Source organism: bacterium, from assembly GCA_035703895.1.
GTDB lineage: Bacteria > Sysuimicrobiota > Sysuimicrobiia > Sysuimicrobiales > Segetimicrobiaceae > Segetimicrobium.
Map to the genome: position 1 here is coordinate 1 of DASSXJ010000122.1, position 19,537 is coordinate 19,537.

General features: G+C 66.0%; 15 protein-coding genes. 11 read left to right on the top strand and 4 right to left on the bottom strand.

What is annotated here, in order from left to right:
- The 3 genes from VFP86_08405 to VFP86_08415 form a co-directional block, all read left to right on the top strand.
- Positions 1-1,110: FAD-dependent oxidoreductase (locus tag VFP86_08405; protein ID HET8999651.1), on the top strand; the 1,110-nt coding region annotated here is incomplete at its 5' end.
- Between the two features lie 77 nt (positions 1,111-1,187).
- Positions 1,188-1,391: a cold-shock protein gene (locus VFP86_08410; protein ID HET8999652.1), complete on the top strand. Its 204-nt coding sequence runs from the start codon at positions 1,188-1,190 to the stop codon at positions 1,389-1,391.
- Positions 1,392-1,971: 580 nt separating this feature from the next.
- Positions 1,972-2,382 (top strand): type II toxin-antitoxin system death-on-curing family toxin, encoded by a 411-nt coding sequence (locus tag VFP86_08415; protein HET8999653.1) that lies wholly within the window; start codon positions 1,972-1,974, stop codon positions 2,380-2,382.
- Positions 2,383-2,715: 333 nt separating this feature from the next.
- On the opposite strand, the gene VFP86_08420 is transcribed toward VFP86_08415, so the two are convergent.
- On the bottom strand, positions 2,716-4,320 hold the full coding sequence (locus tag VFP86_08420) for an alpha amylase family protein (GenBank protein HET8999654.1): 1,605 nt from the start codon (positions 4,318-4,320) through the stop codon (positions 2,716-2,718).
- A gap of 113 nt (positions 4,321-4,433) precedes the next feature.
- Here VFP86_08420 and VFP86_08425 point away from each other — a divergent pair, with 113 nt between their 5' ends.
- From VFP86_08425 to VFP86_08440, 4 genes are read left to right on the top strand one after another with little or no spacing between them, the layout of a single operon-like run.
- Positions 4,434-5,396: an ABC transporter ATP-binding protein gene (locus VFP86_08425; protein HET8999655.1), complete on the top strand. Its 963-nt coding sequence runs from the start codon at positions 4,434-4,436 to the stop codon at positions 5,394-5,396.
- Positions 5,393-6,154, top strand: coding sequence for an ABC transporter permease subunit (locus tag VFP86_08430; protein HET8999656.1), 762 nt, complete (start codon positions 5,393-5,395; stop codon positions 6,152-6,154). The genes VFP86_08425 and VFP86_08430 overlap by 4 nt, the downstream gene beginning before the upstream one ends.
- A 4-nt stretch (positions 6,155-6,158) precedes the next feature.
- The gene (locus VFP86_08435; GenBank protein HET8999657.1) at positions 6,159-7,571 is read left to right on the top strand and encodes a Gldg family protein; all 1,413 of its coding nucleotides are present in this window, start codon (positions 6,159-6,161) and stop codon (positions 7,569-7,571) included.
- Entirely contained in the window at positions 7,568-8,923 is a 1,356-nt protein-coding gene (locus tag VFP86_08440) for a DUF4340 domain-containing protein (protein HET8999658.1), read from the top strand. The genes VFP86_08435 and VFP86_08440 overlap by 4 nt, the downstream gene beginning before the upstream one ends.
- An 18-nt stretch (positions 8,924-8,941) precedes the next feature.
- Here VFP86_08440 and VFP86_08445 read toward each other — a convergent pair whose 3' ends face one another.
- On the bottom strand, positions 8,942-10,537 hold the full coding sequence (locus VFP86_08445; protein ID HET8999659.1) for a glycosyltransferase family 39 protein: 1,596 nt from the start codon (positions 10,535-10,537) through the stop codon (positions 8,942-8,944).
- Between the two features lie 119 nt (positions 10,538-10,656).
- On the opposite strand from VFP86_08445, the gene VFP86_08450 reads away from it, so the two are divergent.
- The 4 genes from VFP86_08450 (at position 10,657) to VFP86_08465 (ending at position 18,203) form a co-directional block, all read left to right on the top strand.
- The gene (locus VFP86_08450) at positions 10,657-12,906 is read left to right on the top strand and encodes a phosphodiester glycosidase family protein (GenBank protein ID HET8999660.1); all 2,250 of its coding nucleotides are present in this window, start codon (positions 10,657-10,659) and stop codon (positions 12,904-12,906) included.
- Between the two features lie 76 nt (positions 12,907-12,982).
- Complete coding sequence (locus tag VFP86_08455) at positions 12,983-15,121, top strand: transglycosylase SLT domain-containing protein (GenBank protein ID HET8999661.1); 2,139 nt, start codon at positions 12,983-12,985, stop codon at positions 15,119-15,121.
- A 55-nt stretch (positions 15,122-15,176) separates the two neighbouring features.
- Positions 15,177-17,120 (top strand): S9 family peptidase, encoded by a 1,944-nt coding sequence (locus VFP86_08460; GenBank protein HET8999662.1) that lies wholly within the window; start codon positions 15,177-15,179, stop codon positions 17,118-17,120.
- A 63-nt stretch (positions 17,121-17,183) separates the two neighbouring features.
- Positions 17,184-18,203 carry a methyltransferase gene (locus VFP86_08465; GenBank protein ID HET8999663.1) on the top strand — a complete coding sequence of 340 codons (1,020 nt, stop codon included), beginning with the start codon at positions 17,184-17,186 and terminating at the stop codon, positions 18,201-18,203.
- 59 nt (positions 18,204-18,262) lie between these two features.
- Here the strand turns inward: VFP86_08465 and VFP86_08470 are convergent, their stop codons facing one another.
- Together VFP86_08470 and VFP86_08475 are read right to left on the bottom strand one after the other, a co-directional pair.
- Positions 18,263-18,847 (bottom strand): hypothetical protein, encoded by a 585-nt coding sequence (locus tag VFP86_08470; GenBank protein HET8999664.1) that lies wholly within the window; start codon positions 18,845-18,847, stop codon positions 18,263-18,265.
- The coding region (locus VFP86_08475) for a hypothetical protein (GenBank protein HET8999665.1) at positions 18,840-19,537 on the bottom strand (698 nt) is incomplete at its 5' end. The genes VFP86_08470 and VFP86_08475, both read right to left, overlap by 8 nt.

The following is a 19,537-nucleotide window of genomic DNA, read 5'->3' on the forward strand; positions in this document are numbered from 1 at the left end:
TTGGCGGAGGGGTTGATGCGCGACCTCCGGTCGACGGAGGTGTGGCGGAGCAGTGCGGTCTGGGGCCTGTTTGGGCGTACCCTCACCGTCCTGCAAAACGGGCGGACGCATGCGGTCGTGGCCGATGCGGTGATCCTGGCGACCGGGGCCGTCGAGCAGATCGTGCCATTTCGCGGATGGACTCTCGACGGCGTGATGACCCTCGAGGCAGCCTGGGAGGGCGTGCGCGCCGGCAAGATCGGAACGCAAAACAGCCCGGCAGTTGTCGTCGGGGGGGCGGAGGCCGGGACCCTCGCTACCAGGTTGTCTGAGCGGGGGGTCGCGGTCACGTTGATCTCCGGCGAGCGACCTAAGGGGGTGCCGGAGGGCATCCCCGTCACCCCGGGCGTCCTTGCCGAAGCGACAGGCGACGGCACCCTGCTGAGGATCGTCCTCGCGAACGGCGCCGAGCACGACTGCCGGATGCTCTGCGTCGAGTCACCGCGGATTCCTCTGACCGACCTCGTGCGCCTCGCCGGCGTCCCGTGTGTGTATCACACCCGTCTCGGTGGATTCGTCCCCCGCTATGACCGGACCATGGCGCTCCACGGTCCCACCCCAGGCCTGTACGTCGCCGGCGACGCTGCCGGTGTCGACACCCCGCGGGCCGCCGCCGAATCGGGACGGCTCGCTGCCCGGGGTGCCCTGCAAAGCCTTGGCCTGCTGCCCGATGGGGAGACACGGATCGAGGAGTCGTGGCGGCAACTGCGGGCCGCCTCCGTACCGTTGTGCGCGCGAGTCCGCGAGTCGCATGTCATCGGCGCGATGCCTGACGACGTGGTCGAGCGGTGGGAAGGCCCTGCCGACACGGTGTTCTGTCCGTGCATCGGGGTGACCGCAGTGGCGCTCGCGGCAGCCGTCGACGATGGCGCCATCGGCCCAGATGATCTCAAACGAGTCACGCGGTGCGGGATGGGATCCTGCCAGTGGCGGCGGTGCGGGGCCGCCGTCATGCGCTGGCTGAGTGGAACCTTGGAGGTGCCGATTGGCCGGCTGCCGTTGCCCCGGGCCCGTCCGCCCGTGCGGCCCGTTCCCGCTTCGGCCTTCGCGGAGTGGGCGGAGGCCGGTTGAAGGATTCGCCGGGGGACCGTGGTATATGAGGGGACGTAACGCGGGCAACCGGCCCCCGGGGGAGGAAGGAACACGCTATGCCAAAAGGTACTGTGAAGTGGTTTAATCGAGAGAAGGGCTACGGGTTCATTACTCCGGAAGAAGGGAAAGATGTGTTCGTTCACTATACCGGAATCGCTGGCGAGGGGTTCCGTAATCTTGAAGAGGGCCAGATCGTAGAGTTTGAGATCACCCAGGGGCAAAAGGGGCCGCAAGCCCAGAACGTCCGCGTCGTCGGCTAAATCGCGACCAGGTCAGTCCGAAGCTTGAGCGGAGGCACCGGGATCGACCATCCGGAGGCCTCCGTTCTCGTTTAGGCCGTTAAAGCTGTCGCTAAGGCTGATCACGCGATATTGGCCTATTTATCTAGATTAGTGCAATGATATCTCCACAAATCTTGCCAAATCGTGCTCCTCCATTACATACCGGCACAGGCTGGGGTGGAGGCCCTTCTCCATTTGCAATCGATGGCGTTCTTGGTCACTGGGGGGATTGCACCTACCTTATGCCCATGCTAGATTATTTCGAGGGAGAATCTATGACGCGTGGCTCAGGTAGAGCGCATCCGCGGCGGATCAGCGCCTCGCACCACCCGAAATCGCGCAGATCTGCCCAAAAACCGTCCGCAAGGGGGCGCCGGATCGTCCGAAACCGGCCCGCTCCTCGGGCTCGGGCCAGGATTGTCCGGCCTAGGCCCGTCAGGCTTCATCGCCCAAAGCGGTCCACGCCTCCCCCAGAGGCATTGAGCGAACGGATGTTCCTCGGTAGTCTGGAGCGCAGCCTGCGGGACCACCGAACGCTCTGGGAGGCATTGGCCAAGCGGTGAAGTACCTGACCACGGACCAACTCAAGATCGTGAACCAACGGATGATCCGGGCGACCGGCGGATTGTACTTGGCCAGCGAACAGAATGTGGTCTATCCTCCGAGCCTGGATTCGTTGGTCAGCTTTGTCCAGACCCGCATCTCTCTGCGCCCGCAGCCCTCGGTCTGGGAGATGGCGGCCTTCTACCTTGATCGGTTGACACGGGACCAGGTCTTCCACGACGGGAACAAGCGGACCGCACTGGAAGCGGCGCGCCTCTTCCTCGAGGGAGCCGGGTATCGCCTCAGTCTCACCCCTGCGCACGAATCCGTGGAGTTTGTAACCAACGTCTCCCGCGGCGGGTTTAATAGGGACGGGATCGCCGTCTGGCTTCGGGCCCGCTCCAAGAAAAGGGCGAAAAAGGCGTAGGCTCTGATCCGCCGCGCCCTTGACGGCGGCGGCAACCGGAGCGATGATTGGGGTAGTTCTGAAAGGAGGTGATGCGGATGGACCATAGTAGACGCTCCAAGCCGTACCGTCCGACCTGCCGCCAGTATTCGCATTGCGAGGGGACGACCGGGTAGCGCATCAGCCTACTCCGGCTGTCGCTCGCGGCTGCGGCTCAGCTGGACGACGACGGTGCGGCTGGAGGGCAGACTGGCGTTTCCCCTGCTCGCAGGTCCTGGGGGAGCGCGAAAGATGCTCGGATAATGCAACTGGTTCGGAGGGGGGCCCCCGTGGGGGTCCTCCTCCGTTTCTCGATCAGGGACGTGGGAGCATCCGCCAAAGATCGTCCTGGTTCAGATACACGAGATCAAACAGCATCGCCCCGCGCGTGACCCGCTGCGACATCTCCACCGCCCGCGCGAGCCGTTCGGGGTCCTGTTGATATAAAGAAACGAGGAGCGATCCGACCAGTGGCGTCTCCCCGTTGAGCAACGAGAGGCCGAGGAGCGCCCCTCCCTGGATGCTGATCTCAGAATCGTGATGGCCGGCCCATGCTTCTCCAACGGTGACCGGCCGATAGTACAGCCCGATCATCAGGTAATCGAGCAGGGGTGCCAGGCCGGCGCGGATCCAATCCGGACCGATCCAGGGGTAGGCCGGCTGGACCCCGGGACTGGCCCAGTTCACGCCCTCGTCATAGTAGACGGGGTACCAGGCACCGACGTACATGGCGACCGCCACCTTTGGGTTCACCGCGTGCACGAGATGAGCGACGGCCCGCGTGTAGGCCAGGATGGTGTGCGCGCGGTACCCGAGCCAGGCGCGGTAGAGGGGACCCGGGCGCCGCGCGACCCAGTAGCCGCTCGGTGCGTAGGCATAGATATCTTGCGGCCAGTGCTGCACGGGGCGGCCGATAAAGGCTTCGAAGCGGGCGTGGCTGAGCGGTGAGAAGTCCTCGGTAATGTCCTCATACCGCGTCCGGTCGAGGACGATGCCATCCACATCGTACCGGGTGAGCACCTCGTAGATCACGGCCATCTCATACCCATACACTTGCGGATCCGCAGGGTTCACGAACGCGAAGATGCTGTGCGTAGAAGATGGGACCATCCGCGTCCGGGGGGGGCCGATCGTGACCGCCGCCCCCACGGGGAGCGCGCGGACGAGCCAGCGGGCCGCCTCTCCGTGGCCGGAGAGCACGAACCCGATGGAGGGGATCGGCGTCGGCCCCGGGTCGGCATCGCCGACGCTGCGATCACGAACCCCGGTCACCTTCCCGGAGGCCACGGTCACCTCGACCCCCCATCGGGAAGTCGGGGTCGCCTTGGCCCCCGGGGCGTAGAGCACAAGGTCGTTGTCGCCCCGCGGCACGTCGACGCCGGTAAGGTCGTACGCGGTTCCGTCGGGGGCCTGGACGGGGCGCGATCCCAGGTACGCCGTCGCCTGCCACTCCGGATGCTGGAACGCCGGCCCGGTCTGCAGCGGGGTGAAGCCTTCACCAAAGGAGTTGACGGCGACATCGACCCGCATCCCCCGCGCGTGCGCCTCGCGAATGATCGTCCCCAGCATGTCGTACCCCTGCGGGTACCACTCCACCGGAGGCGGATACGCCGGGGGAGCCCCGTGAGGGATCGGCGAGGTCCCAATCGTCGGCGCAAAGGCGCTGAGGTAGGTCACATACCCCCAGGCGTTCTTCGCCTCGGGGATCACCACGTCCACCCCCGCCTGCTTGGCCTGATCCAGGGTGCGCCGGACTCCTTCGACGGAACTGAGCACGGAGAGGTTGGCACCGGGCTCCATCCAGAGCGCGAGATGGGGAGGGGTGGAACGGGCCGCGGAGACCGGGGTGGTCCTGATCGTGAGATCGGCGCCGAGCACCGCGAAGATCAAGACGACGCCGAGCCACGCGGTGCGACGCATACTAGAGGAATTCGAACATCGTGGGGTGACTCCCTTGAACTCCTCCGGATTTTCGGGTTAGGATAGATGCTGTTGCCCGGTCAAATGGGGTTCGTCGAGAGGGGTCGTCGATCGTGATCCAGGCCGACGCATTGTCCCGCAGCTACGGTGACAGGTGGGCGATCAAGGACGTGTCGTTCCAGGCGCGCCCCGGGGAGATCCTGGGGTTTCTTGGGCCCAACGGTGCGGGCAAGACGACGACGATGCGGGTTCTCGCCGGATTCCTCGCGCCCACCGCAGGGCGAGCCTCCGTGGCCGGGTTCGATGTCGTCGAGAAACCGCTCGAAGCCAAGCGCCGGCTCGGGTACCTGCCGGAAACCGTTCCCCTGTACGAGGACTTCACGACGCGAGAATACCTGCAGTTCGTCGCGCGCCTGAAGGGCGTGGAACGGCGAAAGGTCGACGACGCCGTCGATCAGGCGATGACGCAGTGCGCCACGACGGATGTAGCGGATCGGCTGATACGAAACCTCTCCCGGGGCTACCGCCAGCGGGTAGGGCTCGCCCATGCGATCGTCCACGACCCGCCGGTGCTGATCCTCGATGAGCCGACCTCCGCGATGGACCCCCGGCAGATCGTCGAGATCCGGAACGTCATCCGGGGGCTCCGAGGGACCCATACGATCATCCTGAGCACGCACATCCTGCCTGAGGCGACGGCGGTCTGCGACCGCGTGATCATTATTAATGAAGGCGCGGTGGTGGCGGTGGATACGTACGAGCAGCTGGCGGCCCGGCTGCGCAGTTCTGAGAAGACCCTGGTGCGAATCGCGCGTCCGGACGGCGGTCTCGGGGACCGGCTGCGGGCGCTTCCAGGCGTATTACACGTCACCTCCGGATCGGCCCGCGGCGAACTGGTCGTGGAAGCGGCACTCGGCAAGGAGGTGCGCGAGGACATCGCCCGGGCCGTCGTGGGCGCCGGGGCGGGGCTCCTCGAGCTTCGGCCGCTGGCGATGAGCCTGGAGGATGTGTTCTTGAGATTGGTCACCCATGAGGACGCGGCGGGCAGTGAGGCGGAGGGGGGACGGCGCGCATGAGGGGCACCCTCGTCATCACGCGCAAGGAGCTCAAGCAGCTCTTCAGTTCGCCGATCGCGTACGTGGCCCTCGCCATGTTCTTCGTGATCATCGGGTTTCTGTTCTTCTCGCTCGTTGGCGTCTACTCGTTCCAGGTGCTTCAACTGCAGGGCACGCCGCCGCCGGATTTCAACCCCACCCGTCTCATCTTTACGCCCCTCTATCAGGACACGACGTTCGTGCTGATCCTGTTGGTCCCCGTGTTGACGATGCGCTTGGTGTCGGAAGAGGACCGGGCGCACACGATGGAGCTCCTGGCGACGTCGCCGGTCACGAGCGCCGCGATCATCCTCGGGAAGTATCTCGCGATCATGATCCTGTTCTTCGTCCTCATCGCGATCAGCGTGTACATGCCGTTGAGCCTCGCGTTGATCGGGCGCCTGGATTGGGGGTTGCTGGGCTCGACGTACATCGGGCTCGTCCTCCTCGGGGGGGCGTTTCTATCGATCGGGCTGTTCGCGTCGACACTCAACGAGAACCAGATCGTCTCGGCGGCGATCGGATTCGCGCTGCTCCTCATCTTTTGGGTCCTGGGATTCGCTCAGCAGGCGTCCGGGAGCAACGTCCAGCAGGCCCTGTCCTCGCTGTCTTTCGCCACCCACTTCACGAACCTCTCCGGCGGCGTGATCGACACGCAGGACGTGTTGTTCTTCCTGAGCCTGGCGGGGTTCTTCCTGTTTCTTGGGATCATTGCGCTGGAGTCCCGCAAATGGAGGTAGGGCGATGAAGCGCCGCAACGCCCTGTTGACCACAAACGCGCTGGTGTCCGCGGTGCTCGTTGCCGCCCTGCTCGTCGCCTTGAACTATCTCGGCACGGCCCATCACGTCCGCTGGGACCTAACCGCGACGCGGGAGCACTCCCTCTCGCCCCAAACGATCAAGGTGCTCCGGTCGCTGCCTGGGCCCATCGAGGCCGTCGCGTTCCCCAACGGGGACGGCGCGGGCCGCTACCGGGATATGCTCGGCACCTACCAGTACTATTCAAAGAACTTCCAGTACCGGATCGTGGATCCCGACCGCAACCCCCAGGAAGCGCAGAAGTTCAAGATCACCTCCTACGGACAGATCGTCCTCAGCCGGGGGAAGGCTTCGTACACGATCGATTCCGACACGGAAGAACAGTTGACGAACGGGATCCTGCATGTCCTGGAGACGACCAAGAAAGCCGTGTACGTGCTGCAGGGTGAAGGCGAGGTCCCCCTCGACGATTTCACGCGGAAGGGGATGGGCACGGCGAAACAGACCCTGGCCGGCAAGGGGTTCGACGTCAAGATGCTGTTTCTGGTGCAGACGGGGCGTGTACCCGACGACGCCGCGATCGTGATCGTGCCCTCGCCCTCGCGGGACCTCCTGCCACAGGTGCGGGACGCGCTCGAGCGATACTATCAGGGCGGGGGCAAGCTCCTGATCATGGTGGATCCTCCGACCCCTCCCGAAGTGCGGAGCTGGCTGGGGCCGGTGTTCCACGTCGACGCGCCGGGAGGCGTGGTTATCGATCCCGTGTCTCGGCTGCTCGGCGGCGACTTTGCGGTGCCGATCGTGACCCAGTATCCCTTCAACGACATCACGCAAAACTTCACGCTCGCGACCGCCTTTCCGGTGAGCACACCGCTGGTGCCCCAGGCCAAAGTCACCGGCGTGACGATTACCCCTGTGGTCAAGTCGTCGGACTCCAGTTATGTCAAGGTCAACCTGGAATCGAAGAACATTCGGTTTGAGCAGGGCACAGACGTCAAGGGGCCCGTGATTCTCGCCGTTGAGGTCACGCCCGCACCCGGCGGAGCATCGGCTGGAGGAACAACGTCTGCGGGAACGACGTCCGGAGGACCGGCCGCCCCGGCCGCTCCGGCGAAGCCCGCCGGGGCCAAGGGATCGGCGGTCATCATCGGCAACAGCGGGTTCGTCCAGAACACGTACATCGGGCTCGTCGGCAACCGAGATCTGTTTACCAGCGCGGTAGCGTGGCTGACGCAAACCGGGAACCTCGTGAGCATCGCGCCTCGAACGTCACCGTTCGATCCGTTTATCATCGGCGGGAACCAGGGGCGATACCTGTTCTTGGGCAGCGTGATCGGCGTGCCCCTGGTGCTGCTCCTGATCGGCGGTGCCGTGTACGCTCGGAGGCGGAGTCTATGAGCCCGCGGATCACCGCCGCGCTCGCGATCGCCCTCGCCGTCGTTGTAGGCTACATCTTTCTCGTCGATCGCCCCCAGGCGCAGCGGGCGGAATCGGCCAAGCACCTCGTGCAGATCGCGCCAAAGAACACGACCCGGATCTCCCTCGTCAGTTCGAAGGGGGCGGTCGATCTGGCGCGGCGGGACGCCACGCATTGGGATGTCACGAATCCCATCCACGTCCCGGCGGGATCGTACGTGGTGTCGAGCCTGTTGGACTCCGTGACCGGCATCGTTCCCCAGCAGTCGCTCGGGACCGCGGGCAACCTCAAGGACTACGGCCTCGACAAACCCGCGGCGCGGATCACCCTAACCTCGTCGACTGGCCAGACCGTGACGCTCGAGATCGGGAACGCCTCGCCGGTCGGAGCGACGTCGTACGCGCGGGTCCAGCCCGGCGGCGGCCTCTACCAGATCGACACGTCGGCAAAGGAGGCGCTCACCAAGTCCGCGGCAGACCTCCGGCAGCGGTCGGTCGCCGACTTCGCCAACGCGGACGTCCAGAAGGTCCGAATCGTCTCCCTGGCGGGGACGCTCGTGATCGACCGCGTGGCGAGCGACCGGTGGAAAATCGAGGGACCTCATCCGTGGCCGGCCGACGATTTCAAGGTGACGGACCTCTTCTTCCCACTGACGACCAACGAGGCGAAGGAATTCCACGACGGGGTCACCGATCTCGCGGCCTACGATCTCAGCCACCCCGTGGTCACCGTTGACCTGACGCTCCGGGACCGTCAGGAACCGCTGCGCATCCTTCTCTCGCAGCGGGGGAAAGTGACCTACGCTATGGTCGCGGGCACCCAGACGGTGATGGAACTCGACGCCTCTGTCCAGGTAAAGCTGATGCCACAGCCGCTGTCGCTGGTCAGCAAGCGCCTCCTCCCGTACAACCCGCAGAACCTGACGAGTTTCACGTGGCGGAAGGGCGGCCAGACCTTCGAGCTCCGGCGTCAGGGGCCGGGCTTCACGGGCGGCGGGCTCGCGGAGGGGGACATCTCGAGCATGTTCTCTCTCGTGAACCTGTTGGACGGCGATCAGGTCGAGCCGCTCGCCACTCAGCCTCCCGGTGCGCCGGCGTTTGAGATTCAAACCGACGGCGCCGCCGACGCGCAGGTCCTCGTGCGGGTGTACCATGAGCCGAAGGGCGGCTGGTTGGCCACGAACTCCGCGCTGGCGCTAGAGTATCATCTGGCGTCCACCGCGTTTGACGGCCTCCCGGTGAAGATCAAGACGTTCTTGGGGCTCCCGCAGACCGCCGCGCAACCGGGGAAGCCGGCGCCGTCACCGCCCAAGCAGGCGCCGAAGACCAAGTAACGCGCGACTCCGCTTCGGTTACTTGCCGGACCCGTTGGTCACGATCACGAGCCCGGTCGGGGCTTTCCCGAGGAGAACCGGGCGTGGAGATGCCGGAAGGGTCGCCAGCGCAGATTCAGGAATGACCGCGAGGACACGCTCGCGCCTCCACGCGCGGGCAAGGCCGTCGGTGTCCACGTACGTCACGGGCCTGGCGATATAGTAGTCGGCGAACGCGTCATCGGATCCTAACATCAGCAGGCGCGCGTCTGGATCTCCGCGGGTATTCACGATCCTCGCCACCGGCCGCCAGGGGGAGACCTCGTCCCAGACGCGGGCGACCGAGGCCATGGCGAGCCCGTACGAGATCAGCGTCAAGAAGGTGAGGAGGACGATCCCTGTCATCGGCCGGCCCAGGAACGTCGCGATGACGTACGCGCACAGCCCCGCGATGAAGGCGGGGAGAAACGACCAGATCAGCGGCGTGTAGCGGGCCGCATCGCCGGGGAATTTCCTGAGCGCCACCGCGGTGACCAGCCCTAATAACGGCAGCGCGATCGCGAGGGAGACGACCGCCGCCCGCCGTGCCCCCCGAGCGCTCCCCACCGCCTGGCCGACGAGCACGGCGACCGGAGGAAAGACCGGGAGAAGATAGCGGCTGGATTTGTCCCCCAGCGAGAGTGAGAGAAAGCCGACGATGACGATCGTCCACTCAGTGCACACCCACAGGACCGACCCGGCGGAGCGCCGCGCGGCCCACCCGTCTCTGAACGCCTGCCACAGCCACCCGGACCACGGGAGGAACCCCAGCGGGAGGAGGAGCGCGTACGCTCCGAAGCCGGCCCACCACGGCACGACCGTGGGCGAGGCCTGCACGCGTTGAAAGAACCGTCCTACCCCGAGTGTGCCGCCGAGGAAGAAGGTATCGATGAACGGGCGCCCCTGACGGACCGCGCCGACCACGAACCACGGCGCGGCCACGAGCAGGAAGACCGCGGCCCCCACCGCCACGGCGGGCAGGACGGCGTGCGGAAGCCGGGGGCGGTCGACGATCAGGTGCGCGCCGATGATCAGCGCGATCATCACGGCGCCGGCGATGCCGATCGACAGGACCGCCAGAGCCGCCGAGAGCCACGCCAACACCGCCGAAGAGAGACGCCCCTCCCGTTCCCAACGGAGGTGCCAGTACACGGCCAGCGTGAGAAACAGCGCGAGCGGCACATGCTGCTCCGGCACGAGACTCAGATAGAAGAACTGCATCGTGGTGAGGAGGATCGTGCCGGCCACGAGCGCATCGCGGTGGGGCAGGGTCAAACGGGCCAACGCGTACGTGGTCAGGGCGACCGCCACCGCGAGGACGAGGTGCCAGGCTCGGAGCGCCCACTCCGCCGTGCCGAATACCGCGAACGAGATGCTCGTGAGCCAGAACGTCAACGGCGGCTTGTCGATAACCGGCATCAGCCGGTGGCGCAGCACGAGCCAGTCCCCCGTCGCGAGAATGTTCTTGGCGATATTTCCGTAGAACGCGGTGTCGCCGTCGGTCAGCGGGAGCGGCAGGCCCAAGGCCAGCACGACGACGGCCGCGAGCAACAGGAAGATCCAGAGACGAGATTGGTCGGGCCCGGCGACGCGCACGCCCGGCCCGTTCGTCGGAACGCGCAGGGTCTCCTGTGGAGGATCGTCGCCGCGGAGCGCGAATTTCTCCAGCGCGAAGCAGCGACCATACTACCGGAAGGTTGCCTGATGGTTGTAGGATGCTAGACCGCAAACGTCGCCGAACGTTTGCCTGGCTCATCGCCGCTCTCTTGCTCGCGACCGCGGGGCCAGGCCTTGCGCAAGCCCCCCCGGGTATCTGGCCGGTCGTTCTTGCCTCCAGCGGATTTACGGTACCGGTGGCCTCGGGGATCCTGTACAGCCACTTCGCCGTCACTACCGGCAGCGGCCCCCTCGACATTCACCACCTTCGGGTCGATCTGGCCAACCCGATGGTGAAAGTCGGGACTGGGCTCGCCCGCGATCGGTTAATGAGCGATGACGAACCGGTCTCCTCCATGGTGCTCCGCAGTGGTGCGATTGCCGGGGTGAACGGCGACTATTTCGACATCCACGAGTCGGGCATGCCCCTGAACATCCTCGTCCGAGACGGCGCGCTGCTGCGGAGTCCGTGGCGCTTCGTCGCCCTTGCCGTCCGGAAGGACGGGACCGCCCGGGTCGCCCGGTTCCGCTGGACGGGGGCGGTGAGCATTCTCGAGACCGGGGAGGCGCGACCGCTCGCCGGGTACAACAGCGGGATCGCCCAAGAGGGGATCATCGCCATCTCGGATGTCCGAGGCTTCGGGGCGCCACCGCCCGACGCGGGAACGCGACAGACGGTGGTGGAACTGACGCCGGCGGACGACGCGTCCGAGTTTCAGGTGAAGCCTGAGTCGGTGACTCCGGTGGGGCCGACGAATGACTCGGGCCGCTACTTCGTGAAGCAGATCTGGCCGCAGCAGGCGTTTTATGCGCCGTTCCCGCGGGGCGAACTGATTCTTCTGGGTCGGGGATCGGGGGCCGACTGGCTGGCACAGAAACTCACCGCAGGACAGCAGATCCAGGTGAACCTCACGACCGATCCCGACTGGCATGATCTCCAGGCAGCGATCGGGGGCGGGCCGATCCTCGTGCAAAACGGGCAGGTCGTAGAAGATCCTGATGCCCCGGCCGTGCAGGAACGAGATCGGCGTTACCCGGTGGTCGCCGCCGGCATCGCCCGAGACGGCCGCACGCTCACGTTTGTGGAGGTCGATGGCCGGCAGCCCAACTTCAGCATCGGGCTTACCCGACCGGAGCTCGCTTCATATATGCAGTGGCTTGGCGCGTATCAGGCAATCGCGTTCGACAGCGGGGGATCAGCCACCATGGTGGCCCGGCTTCCGGGCCAACCCGTGCCGACCGTGGTCAACTCACCGTCGGACGGGCGGGAGCGTCCGGTCGCCAATGCGTTCCTGGTGTACAGCACCTCGGTGCCCGGTCCGCCGATCAGCCTCCTCGTCAACGCGAACCAACCTCTGCGGTTGTTTGCCGGGGCAACCTATCCGTTGTCCATCATCGGGCTCGACGCGCAGGGCAACCCTGTGCCCCCCGCGGAGGCGCTGCAGGTGTCCGCGACGCCGCCGGTCGCGACATATAGCAATGGGCTGGTGCGGGCGGGCACGGCGGCGGGAGAGGGCGTCTTGCAGGTGTCGAGCGGCTCGGCCGCCGGGACGGCTCGCATATCGATCGTCACCACGCTGCGCCGTCTCGTGGTGAGCCCGGACACGATCACCCTCGTTCCGGGTGCCGGATGGACGTTTGCGCTGGCTGGGCAGGACGCGGTGGGCCGCCAGGTCGCGCTGCCGGACGGCGCAGGTACGTGGGTCGTCAACCCGCCCTGGTTGGGGACCATCTCCGGTCCGGGAGAGTTTGTGGCCGGGGAGCGAACGGGCACCGGGACGATCGCCGCGCGACTCGGAGGGGTCTCCGCCCAGATCCGGGTGGCGATCGGGAACGCCGCGCGTCCTGTCAATCAATTCGATCGTGGGGAATGGACGTTTCGGGGCTACCCGGACACCGTGACCGGCTCGGTCGCGCTCGTTACCGACCCGAGCCACGAGCATCGCCCGTCGGCCCAGCTGGCGTTCCGGCTCGACGGAGCGTCCAACCGGGCCGCGTATATGATCACCCGCCTTGGCCTCACGGGTGCCCCGACCGCGATGACGATGTGGGTGTACGGGGACGCCAGCGGTGTCTGGCTCCGCGGGACCTACGATCAGGCCAGCGGGCCTCCGGGAAGCGTCACGTTCGCCCGGCGGGTCACGTGGCGGGGGTGGCGCTCGGTGACGGCACAGCTGCCGGCCGGATTGGCGTATCCTCTTACATGGACATCGTTCTACGTCGTCGAAACCGATCCCAACCGCTCCCCCCACGGCGCCGTCTACCTGAGCAGCCTCAGAGCGATCTACCCGCAACGCGCGGAGAAGTAAGCGCGCGCCTCATCGCCTCGCCCGCCGTGTCTACACGGAACGCGATCATGGCATCATAGGAGGTGTGGGCACGTTCATGATCCGGATCGCGGCGGCGCTGTGCGTCGTGTTGATTGTCGGCCTCGGATGGCCGCTTCCAGCACGACCGGCAGCCGAGGATGATCTCAAAAAGGCGGTTGACGCCTACAGTAAGGGGAACCTCGCCCAAGCGAGGATCGTGCTGGAGTATCTCCAGCAAGACCCCGGTCCCATGGGCGGCCGGGCCGCCTACCTGCTCGGCATCATCAATCTGCAGCAGCGCCGATTCAACCTCGCGGAGGCGGTATTCAGCCAGGCGTCGGACAAGCTCCCCATCCTGGCGGATCACGCCCACTACTATCGTGCGGTGGCCGCGTTCCACGCCGGGGACTACGCGCTGGCTGTGGCCGGGTTCCAGGATGTCCTGACACGATTCCCCGCAAGCTCGCTGCGCGGCCTCGCCCTGTTCTGGGAGGCGGAGAGCCTTTGGGGGGTGCACTCGCCCGACGCCCCGGACGCGTTCCACCGGTATCTGGAAGAGTACGGAGGCGGGTCGCATGCCGCGCAGGCGTGGTTCGACATGGGGGAATCCCTGCTGCAACTGGGGCGGTGGGCGGACGCCGCGCAGGCGTACCGCCGCGTTCGGTGGGGGTTTGAAGGCACTCCCTTCTGGCAGCCCGCGTGGACGCGCCTCACCACGCTCGGGGCCGCGCATCCCTTACCGCCCGACGCGACGCCGCCGGAAGTCTTCTTTCGGCGCGCGCTGGCCGACATCGGGGGCGGGGATTTCCAGACCGCCCGCGCCGAGCTCCTGCGTGTGCTCACCATGCCGGGGGGATGGCGGATCGCCGACGACGCGCTGTACCAGCTCGGCGTGCTGAATTACCAGCGGGGGCGCTTCGATGAGGCGACAGGATACTTTTGGCGCGACATCAACCTCCCCGGCGCGCACGGAGACGACTCGCTGTTTTATCTCGTGCGCATCGCCCTGCAGAGGAACCGTCAGAGTGATGCGCTCACCCTGGCCAGGCGGTTGATCCACGACTATCCCCAGTCGTCGCTGGCGCCCCGGTCCCTCTACGCGATCGCGCAGGTGCGCGAGGACAAAGGGGCGCTCGGGCCCGCGCTCGGATTGTACCGGGAGGCCGGAGAGCGGTTTCCTGGGACCCGGTGGGGGCACCGGGCGCTGTGGTCGGTAGGGTGGGTGCAGTATCGCGCCCAGCAGTGGCGCGCCGCCCGCGACGAGTGGTTGCACATCGCGCAGGGAGACGAGAGCGAGATCGCCCCGGCGGCACATTACTGGGCGGCCCGCGCCGCGGAAATCCTGAGGCGGAGCGATCTCGCCTCCGAGGAGTTCCGCCAAGTCGCCGTGCAATACCCCGATTCATATTACGGGCAGCGTGCGGCATCCCGGTTGAACGTGACCGTGCGCGCGACGGTGGCCGCGCTGACGGAGATTCCCCCGGGGGAGCTGTTGTGGTTCGACCGGTATCGCGAGCTCGATACCCTCGCGCAGGTCGACGATGCCACAAGCGAACTCGCGGCCGCTGCCGACAAGGCGCCGCCGCAGTACCGGGTCACGGTGGGCGCACTGCTCAGCCAGCGCTACGCGCAGCAGGGCGACGTCGGCCGCGGAATCGCGATGGCGGAGCAGGTGCGCGACCTCGCCGGAGGGGCCGGCCACGGGATGCCACTCATTCTGTGGGAGGCGCTCTACCCACAGGCCTTCTGGGAGACGATCACCAAGGCTGCGGCGCGGTCGGGGGCAGACCCCTACTTGGTCGCCGGGGTGATCCGCGAAGAAAGCCGGTTCGACCCCCAGGCGGTCTCGCCCGCCAGCGCGTACGGGTTGATGCAGCTCTTGCCCGGAACCGCGAAGGGCGCCGCGCGCTTGGCCGGCATCCCGGCGCCGAGCATCCAGGGGCTCTTCGATCCGCAGACGAATATCCTGTTGGGGAGCGTCGTGCTGCAGGAACTCTGGATCCGGTACAATCGCGTGGACCTGGCCCTGGCCGCGTACAACGCCGGGCCCGGTTCGGTCGGCCAATGGCAGGCTCAGCGGGGAGCCCTCGATCCCGAGGCGTTCGTGGAAGAGATTCCGTTCCAGGAGACGCGGAACTACGTGAAGACGGTGATGCAGTCGGCCGCGATGTACAAGTGGCTCTATCGCGACGGGCACCCGTCGGCAACGCCGTAACCCACCCGCACGAGTCGACGCGCTCCCACGCGCACGGCCACAAGGAGGAAGCACCGTGACGCCCGAGGGCAATCGCGGGATCGCTCCGTACGGCTCCTGGAGGTCCCCGATCACTTCAGACCTCATCGTGTCGAGCACGATCACGTTTGACCGCATCGCCGTCGACGGGGATGCGATCTACTGGACCGAGCTGCGTCCGGTCGAGGGAGGCCGCTACGTTGTCGTCCGCCGGACGCCGGACGGCGGTGTGACGGATGTCACGCCCGCGCCGTTCAATGCCCGGACCCTCGTGCACGAATACGGCGGAGGCGCGTTCGCGGTCGCCGGCGGGGTCGTGTACTTCTCCAACTTCGTAGACCAACGCCTGTACCGGCAGGCGGCCAGCGCGCCCCCCGAGCCCCTGACGCCCCCCGGGAAATGGCGGTACGCCGACTGCGTGGTCGACAGTCGCCGCAGCCGGATCGTCTGCGTGCGCGAGGATCACACCGATTCGACCCGTGAGGCGATCAACACCCTCGTGAGCATCGATCTCCTGCATCCGACCGAGGGAAGGGTGCTGGCATCCGGCAACGATTTCTACTCCAACCCACGCCTCAGCCCCGACGGATCGCGCCTGGCGTGGTTGACCTGGCGCCACCCCAACATGCCGTGGGATGGGACCGAGCTGTGGGTCGCTGATGTCGGGGAGGACGGTGCGGTGCGCGGGCCGCAGCAGGTCGCAGGAGGCGCGGCGGAATCGATCTTCCAGCCTGAGTGGTCCCCGGCCGGGGTGCTCTACTTCGTCTCCGACCGCACGGGGTGGTGGAATCTGTACCGCTGGCAGGGCGCCGGGCGCATCGAGCCCCTCTGGGCGCTGGATGCGGAGTTTGGGGCCCCGCAGTGGATCTTTGGATTGTCTACCTACGCCTTCGAGTCGGCCGAGCAGATCGTCTGCGCGTACAAGCGGCGCGGCACCTGGCGTCTGTCGCGGCTGGATGCGGCGGGACGCACGCCCCGAGAGATCGATACCTCGTACTCGGAGATCTCGTCCGTCCGTGCGGGGACCGGGTGGGTTGTCTTCGAGGCGGGATCCCCGGACGCGTTCAACGCGATCGTGAAGCTCGACCTTCACACGGGCCGCAGCGAGACGTTGCGGCGCGCGAGCGCGGCGACGGTGGATGCGGGCTATCTGTCGATTCCCAGGGCGATCGAGTTCCCGACCGAGCACGGGCAGACCGCGCACGCGTTTTTCTATGAGCCGCGCAATCGCGACGCGGGCGCGCCGCCCGGCGAGAAGCCCCCGCTCCTCGTCCGAAGCCACGGGGGGCCGACCAGCGCGATTCCGGCGACGCTCAATCTCGGGATTCAGTACTGGACGAGCCGAGGATTCGCCGTGCTCGATGTGAACTACGGCGGGAGCACGGGGTACGGTCGTCCGTACCGCGAGCGTCTCAACGGACAATGGGGTGTGGTGGATGTCGACGACTGCGCGAACGGCGCCCGGTACCTGGTCAACCAGGGGCTCGCCGACGAACGCCGGCTGGCGATCCGGGGTGGGAGCGCGGGGGGCTACACGACGTTGTGCGCGTTGACGTTCCGGTCGGTCTTCAAGGCCGGCGCGAGCCACTTCGGGATCGGCGACCTCGAAGTGTTCGTGCGGGACACGCACAAGTTCGAGTCCCGTTATCTCGACCGGCTGATCGGTCCCTTCCCGGAGCGGCGGGACCTCTACCGCGCGCGCTCGCCCATTCACTTTGTCGACCGAATCTCCTGTCCGATGATCCTCTTCCAAGGGTTGGAGGACAAGATCGTGCCGCCCAACCAGGCGGAGATGATGGTCGACGCCCTTCGCGCCAAGGGGCTGCCGGTCGCCTACGTCCCGTTCGAGGGGGAGCAGCACGGGTTCCGGAAGGCGGAGAACATCAAGCGGGCCCTGGAGGGCGAGCTGTACTTCTACAGTCGGGTGTTCGGGTTCCCCCTCGCTGATCCGGTCGATCCCGTGCGCATCGACAACCTGTAATGGCCCGCGGTGGCTATTGCTCTCTCGCCGGCTGAAACCTGCATGACAAGGGGGAGGACAAAGATGAACGGGGCTGCCGATCAGATCGTTGACTTGATCTTCGGGCGCTGGCGCAGCCAGATCCTCTACGCTGGCACAGCCCTGGGGGTTTTCGATCATCTTGCCACGGGTGAGGCAAAGAACGCAGAGGCCCTCGCAGCGGAACTCGGTGTTCACTCTGGACTCCTGTACCGGTTGCTGCGAGCTCTCGCGTCGCTGGGTCTTCTTCTGGAGAGCAACTCGCGCAGCTTTTCGATCAGCAAAGCGGGTGAGTTGTTGCGCTCGGATCATCCGCAATCCCTAAGGTACATGGCGCTTCTTGAGGAAGGGCCCGAGCACTATGCATTGTGGAAACATCTGCCGGATATGATCCGAGACGGAAGACAGAACGCATTTGTGCGCGAGTTTGATGGCATGGCGTTCGAGTACGCTCGCCGGAACAGCGACTACGGGCGCATCTTCAACCAGGCGATGACAAGCTATTCCGCTGTACAGTCCGGTTTGGTTCTTGAGGCGTTGCGAGCCTATGACTTCTCGAGTATTCGCACGCTCTGCGATGTCGCGGGGGGTCATGGACATCTGGTCTGTGCATTGCTCAAAGCATACCCGCATCTCGTAGGGGTTGTTCTGGACCTCCCTGAGGTGGTCAGTGATTCGAATCAGCTATGGGCCACGAAACTCGGGTTGGGAGATCGTTGCACGTATGTCTGCGGGGACATGTTCAAAGAGGTCCCCACTGCGGATGCCTATATGCTGAAGCTCATTCTCCACGATTGGAACGATCGGGAATGCGTCCAAATCCTGTCCAACATCCGCAAGGCCGCTACGGGCAAAGGGCGGGTCCTCATCATCGAGCACATCGTGCCGGGGGCGGACACGCCCCATTTCGCGAAACTGTTCGATATTCATATGATGTGCTGGGGGACCGGTCGGGAGAGGACGGAGGGTGAGTATGTGCGACTACTCGAAGCTGCGGGGTGGAAATGCGTCGATTCGTGGTACCCGAGCAATCGGATGATGGGAGTCATCGAGGGGCATTGGTGACCTGGGTCGACGGGCCTCACTGGCGATTCGGGTACCCTGCGTGAATCGCCCACTTCAAGTCACGCCATGGGTGGCGTCAGGACTCCGGTGGTCCGGCGGAGGTGGTCCAAGATCACGAGGACTCCGGCCAATGCGAGCGCGGCCACCAGGCCAAAGGCGGCGTAGCCAAGCGGCTGGATCCAGGCCGGCACGCCGTTCGACAGGCCGCGCCTCATCCGCATCGTCACCGTATCCTCACCGCCTGCTCGCGGGTCCACGGCCAGCGGCGCAAACGCATAGAAACCCGCCTGTCCGGGTCCGTACCGTAGGTAGAAATACCAGATCCCGCTCTCAGGGAAGGCATATGCCAGCCGGTACACTCCCGCCCCGGCGGGCATGAGGACACGTCGCTTCTTCAAGTATCTTTCGGGGTTTGGTTTCGTCATCGACAGAAAAAGTTCTCTGCCTCCGGCCGCGTCCGGCGGGATCAGCAGAACCTCGACCATGCTTGGGGTGCCGGGGGTTTGGTGTCGGATGGTGAGTGTGACGCTGGGCGCATCGTGAGGCGGCGGTGCCGCGCGGCTGGGTTGGCGGGCGAGAGCGGGAGTCATGACGCCCATTGTTGCCGCCATCAGGATCGTGAGGAGACGCACGGGCTTAGGCACGTTGTGGTTCGAGCACGCCGGCGACCGCTGCGCCGGCCCACCCCGCTACGGCCGCCAGCAGGAGGGCAGGGACGAGGGCGGCACCTATCGTCGTGGTCGTCCAAATGATGCCGTCTGCAGCTCGGACCACCGCGAGGTTCACGACGATCGTCACAAGCCCTGTGGTCGGGCCTGCGAGCCATCCCGGAGCGTGCCTCTTTGCCAAGAGGTCGGCCGTTATCCCCGATGGGACGAGTAGCGGGATCAGCGGGCGGGAAAATCCGGCCAGGTCCAAGCGTGAGGCGGTCATGAGCCAGATCGCAATGGCAACTCTGAACACGGTAAACGCAACTGTCACGAGGGTCGCCCCCCACGGCCGGGCTCTCAGCCTCGAGACGAGCACCAAAACGAAGCTCGACAGCCCGCCGAGCAGAATCGGATGAAACACGGTCGAGAATTGCGGCACATTGAACTCGTACTCGGCCAGCACGAGCACCGTCCAGCCCAGAAGGGCCGCACCGAAGAATAGGGTCACGTCACCGAACAGGGCGGAACGCCGGGCGCTGCGTGCGACACCGCGCTCCAGCCAGGCACTCACCAGCCCTCCGAAGCTCGCCAGCGTGAGGCCGAGAATGCCGACGAGATGCATGGGTCCCCACAGGGTAATATCCACTCCGAACAAACGGTGCCAGAGATCATCCAACGGGGCGA

What these genes read in the sequence shown, in the direction of transcription:
- VFP86_08410 (HET8999652.1), top strand. Translation starts at nt 1,188, where the DNA reads ATGCCAAAAGGTACTGTGAAGTGGTTTAATCGAGAGAAGGGCTACGGG.
- VFP86_08420 (HET8999654.1), bottom strand. Translation starts at nt 4,320, where the DNA reads ATGCGTCGCACCGCGTGGCTCGGCGTCGTCTTGATCTTCGCGGTGCTC.
- VFP86_08430 (HET8999656.1), top strand. Translation starts at nt 5,393, where the DNA reads ATGAGGGGCACCCTCGTCATCACGCGCAAGGAGCTCAAGCAGCTCTTC.
- VFP86_08435 (HET8999657.1), top strand. Translation starts at nt 6,159, where the DNA reads ATGAAGCGCCGCAACGCCCTGTTGACCACAAACGCGCTGGTGTCCGCG.
- VFP86_08440 (HET8999658.1), top strand. Translation starts at nt 7,568, where the DNA reads ATGAGCCCGCGGATCACCGCCGCGCTCGCGATCGCCCTCGCCGTCGTT.
- VFP86_08450 (HET8999660.1), top strand. Translation starts at nt 10,657, where the DNA reads ATGCTAGACCGCAAACGTCGCCGAACGTTTGCCTGGCTCATCGCCGCT.
- VFP86_08455 (HET8999661.1), top strand. Translation starts at nt 12,983, where the DNA reads ATGATCCGGATCGCGGCGGCGCTGTGCGTCGTGTTGATTGTCGGCCTC.
- VFP86_08465 (HET8999663.1), top strand. Translation starts at nt 17,184, where the DNA reads ATGAACGGGGCTGCCGATCAGATCGTTGACTTGATCTTCGGGCGCTGG.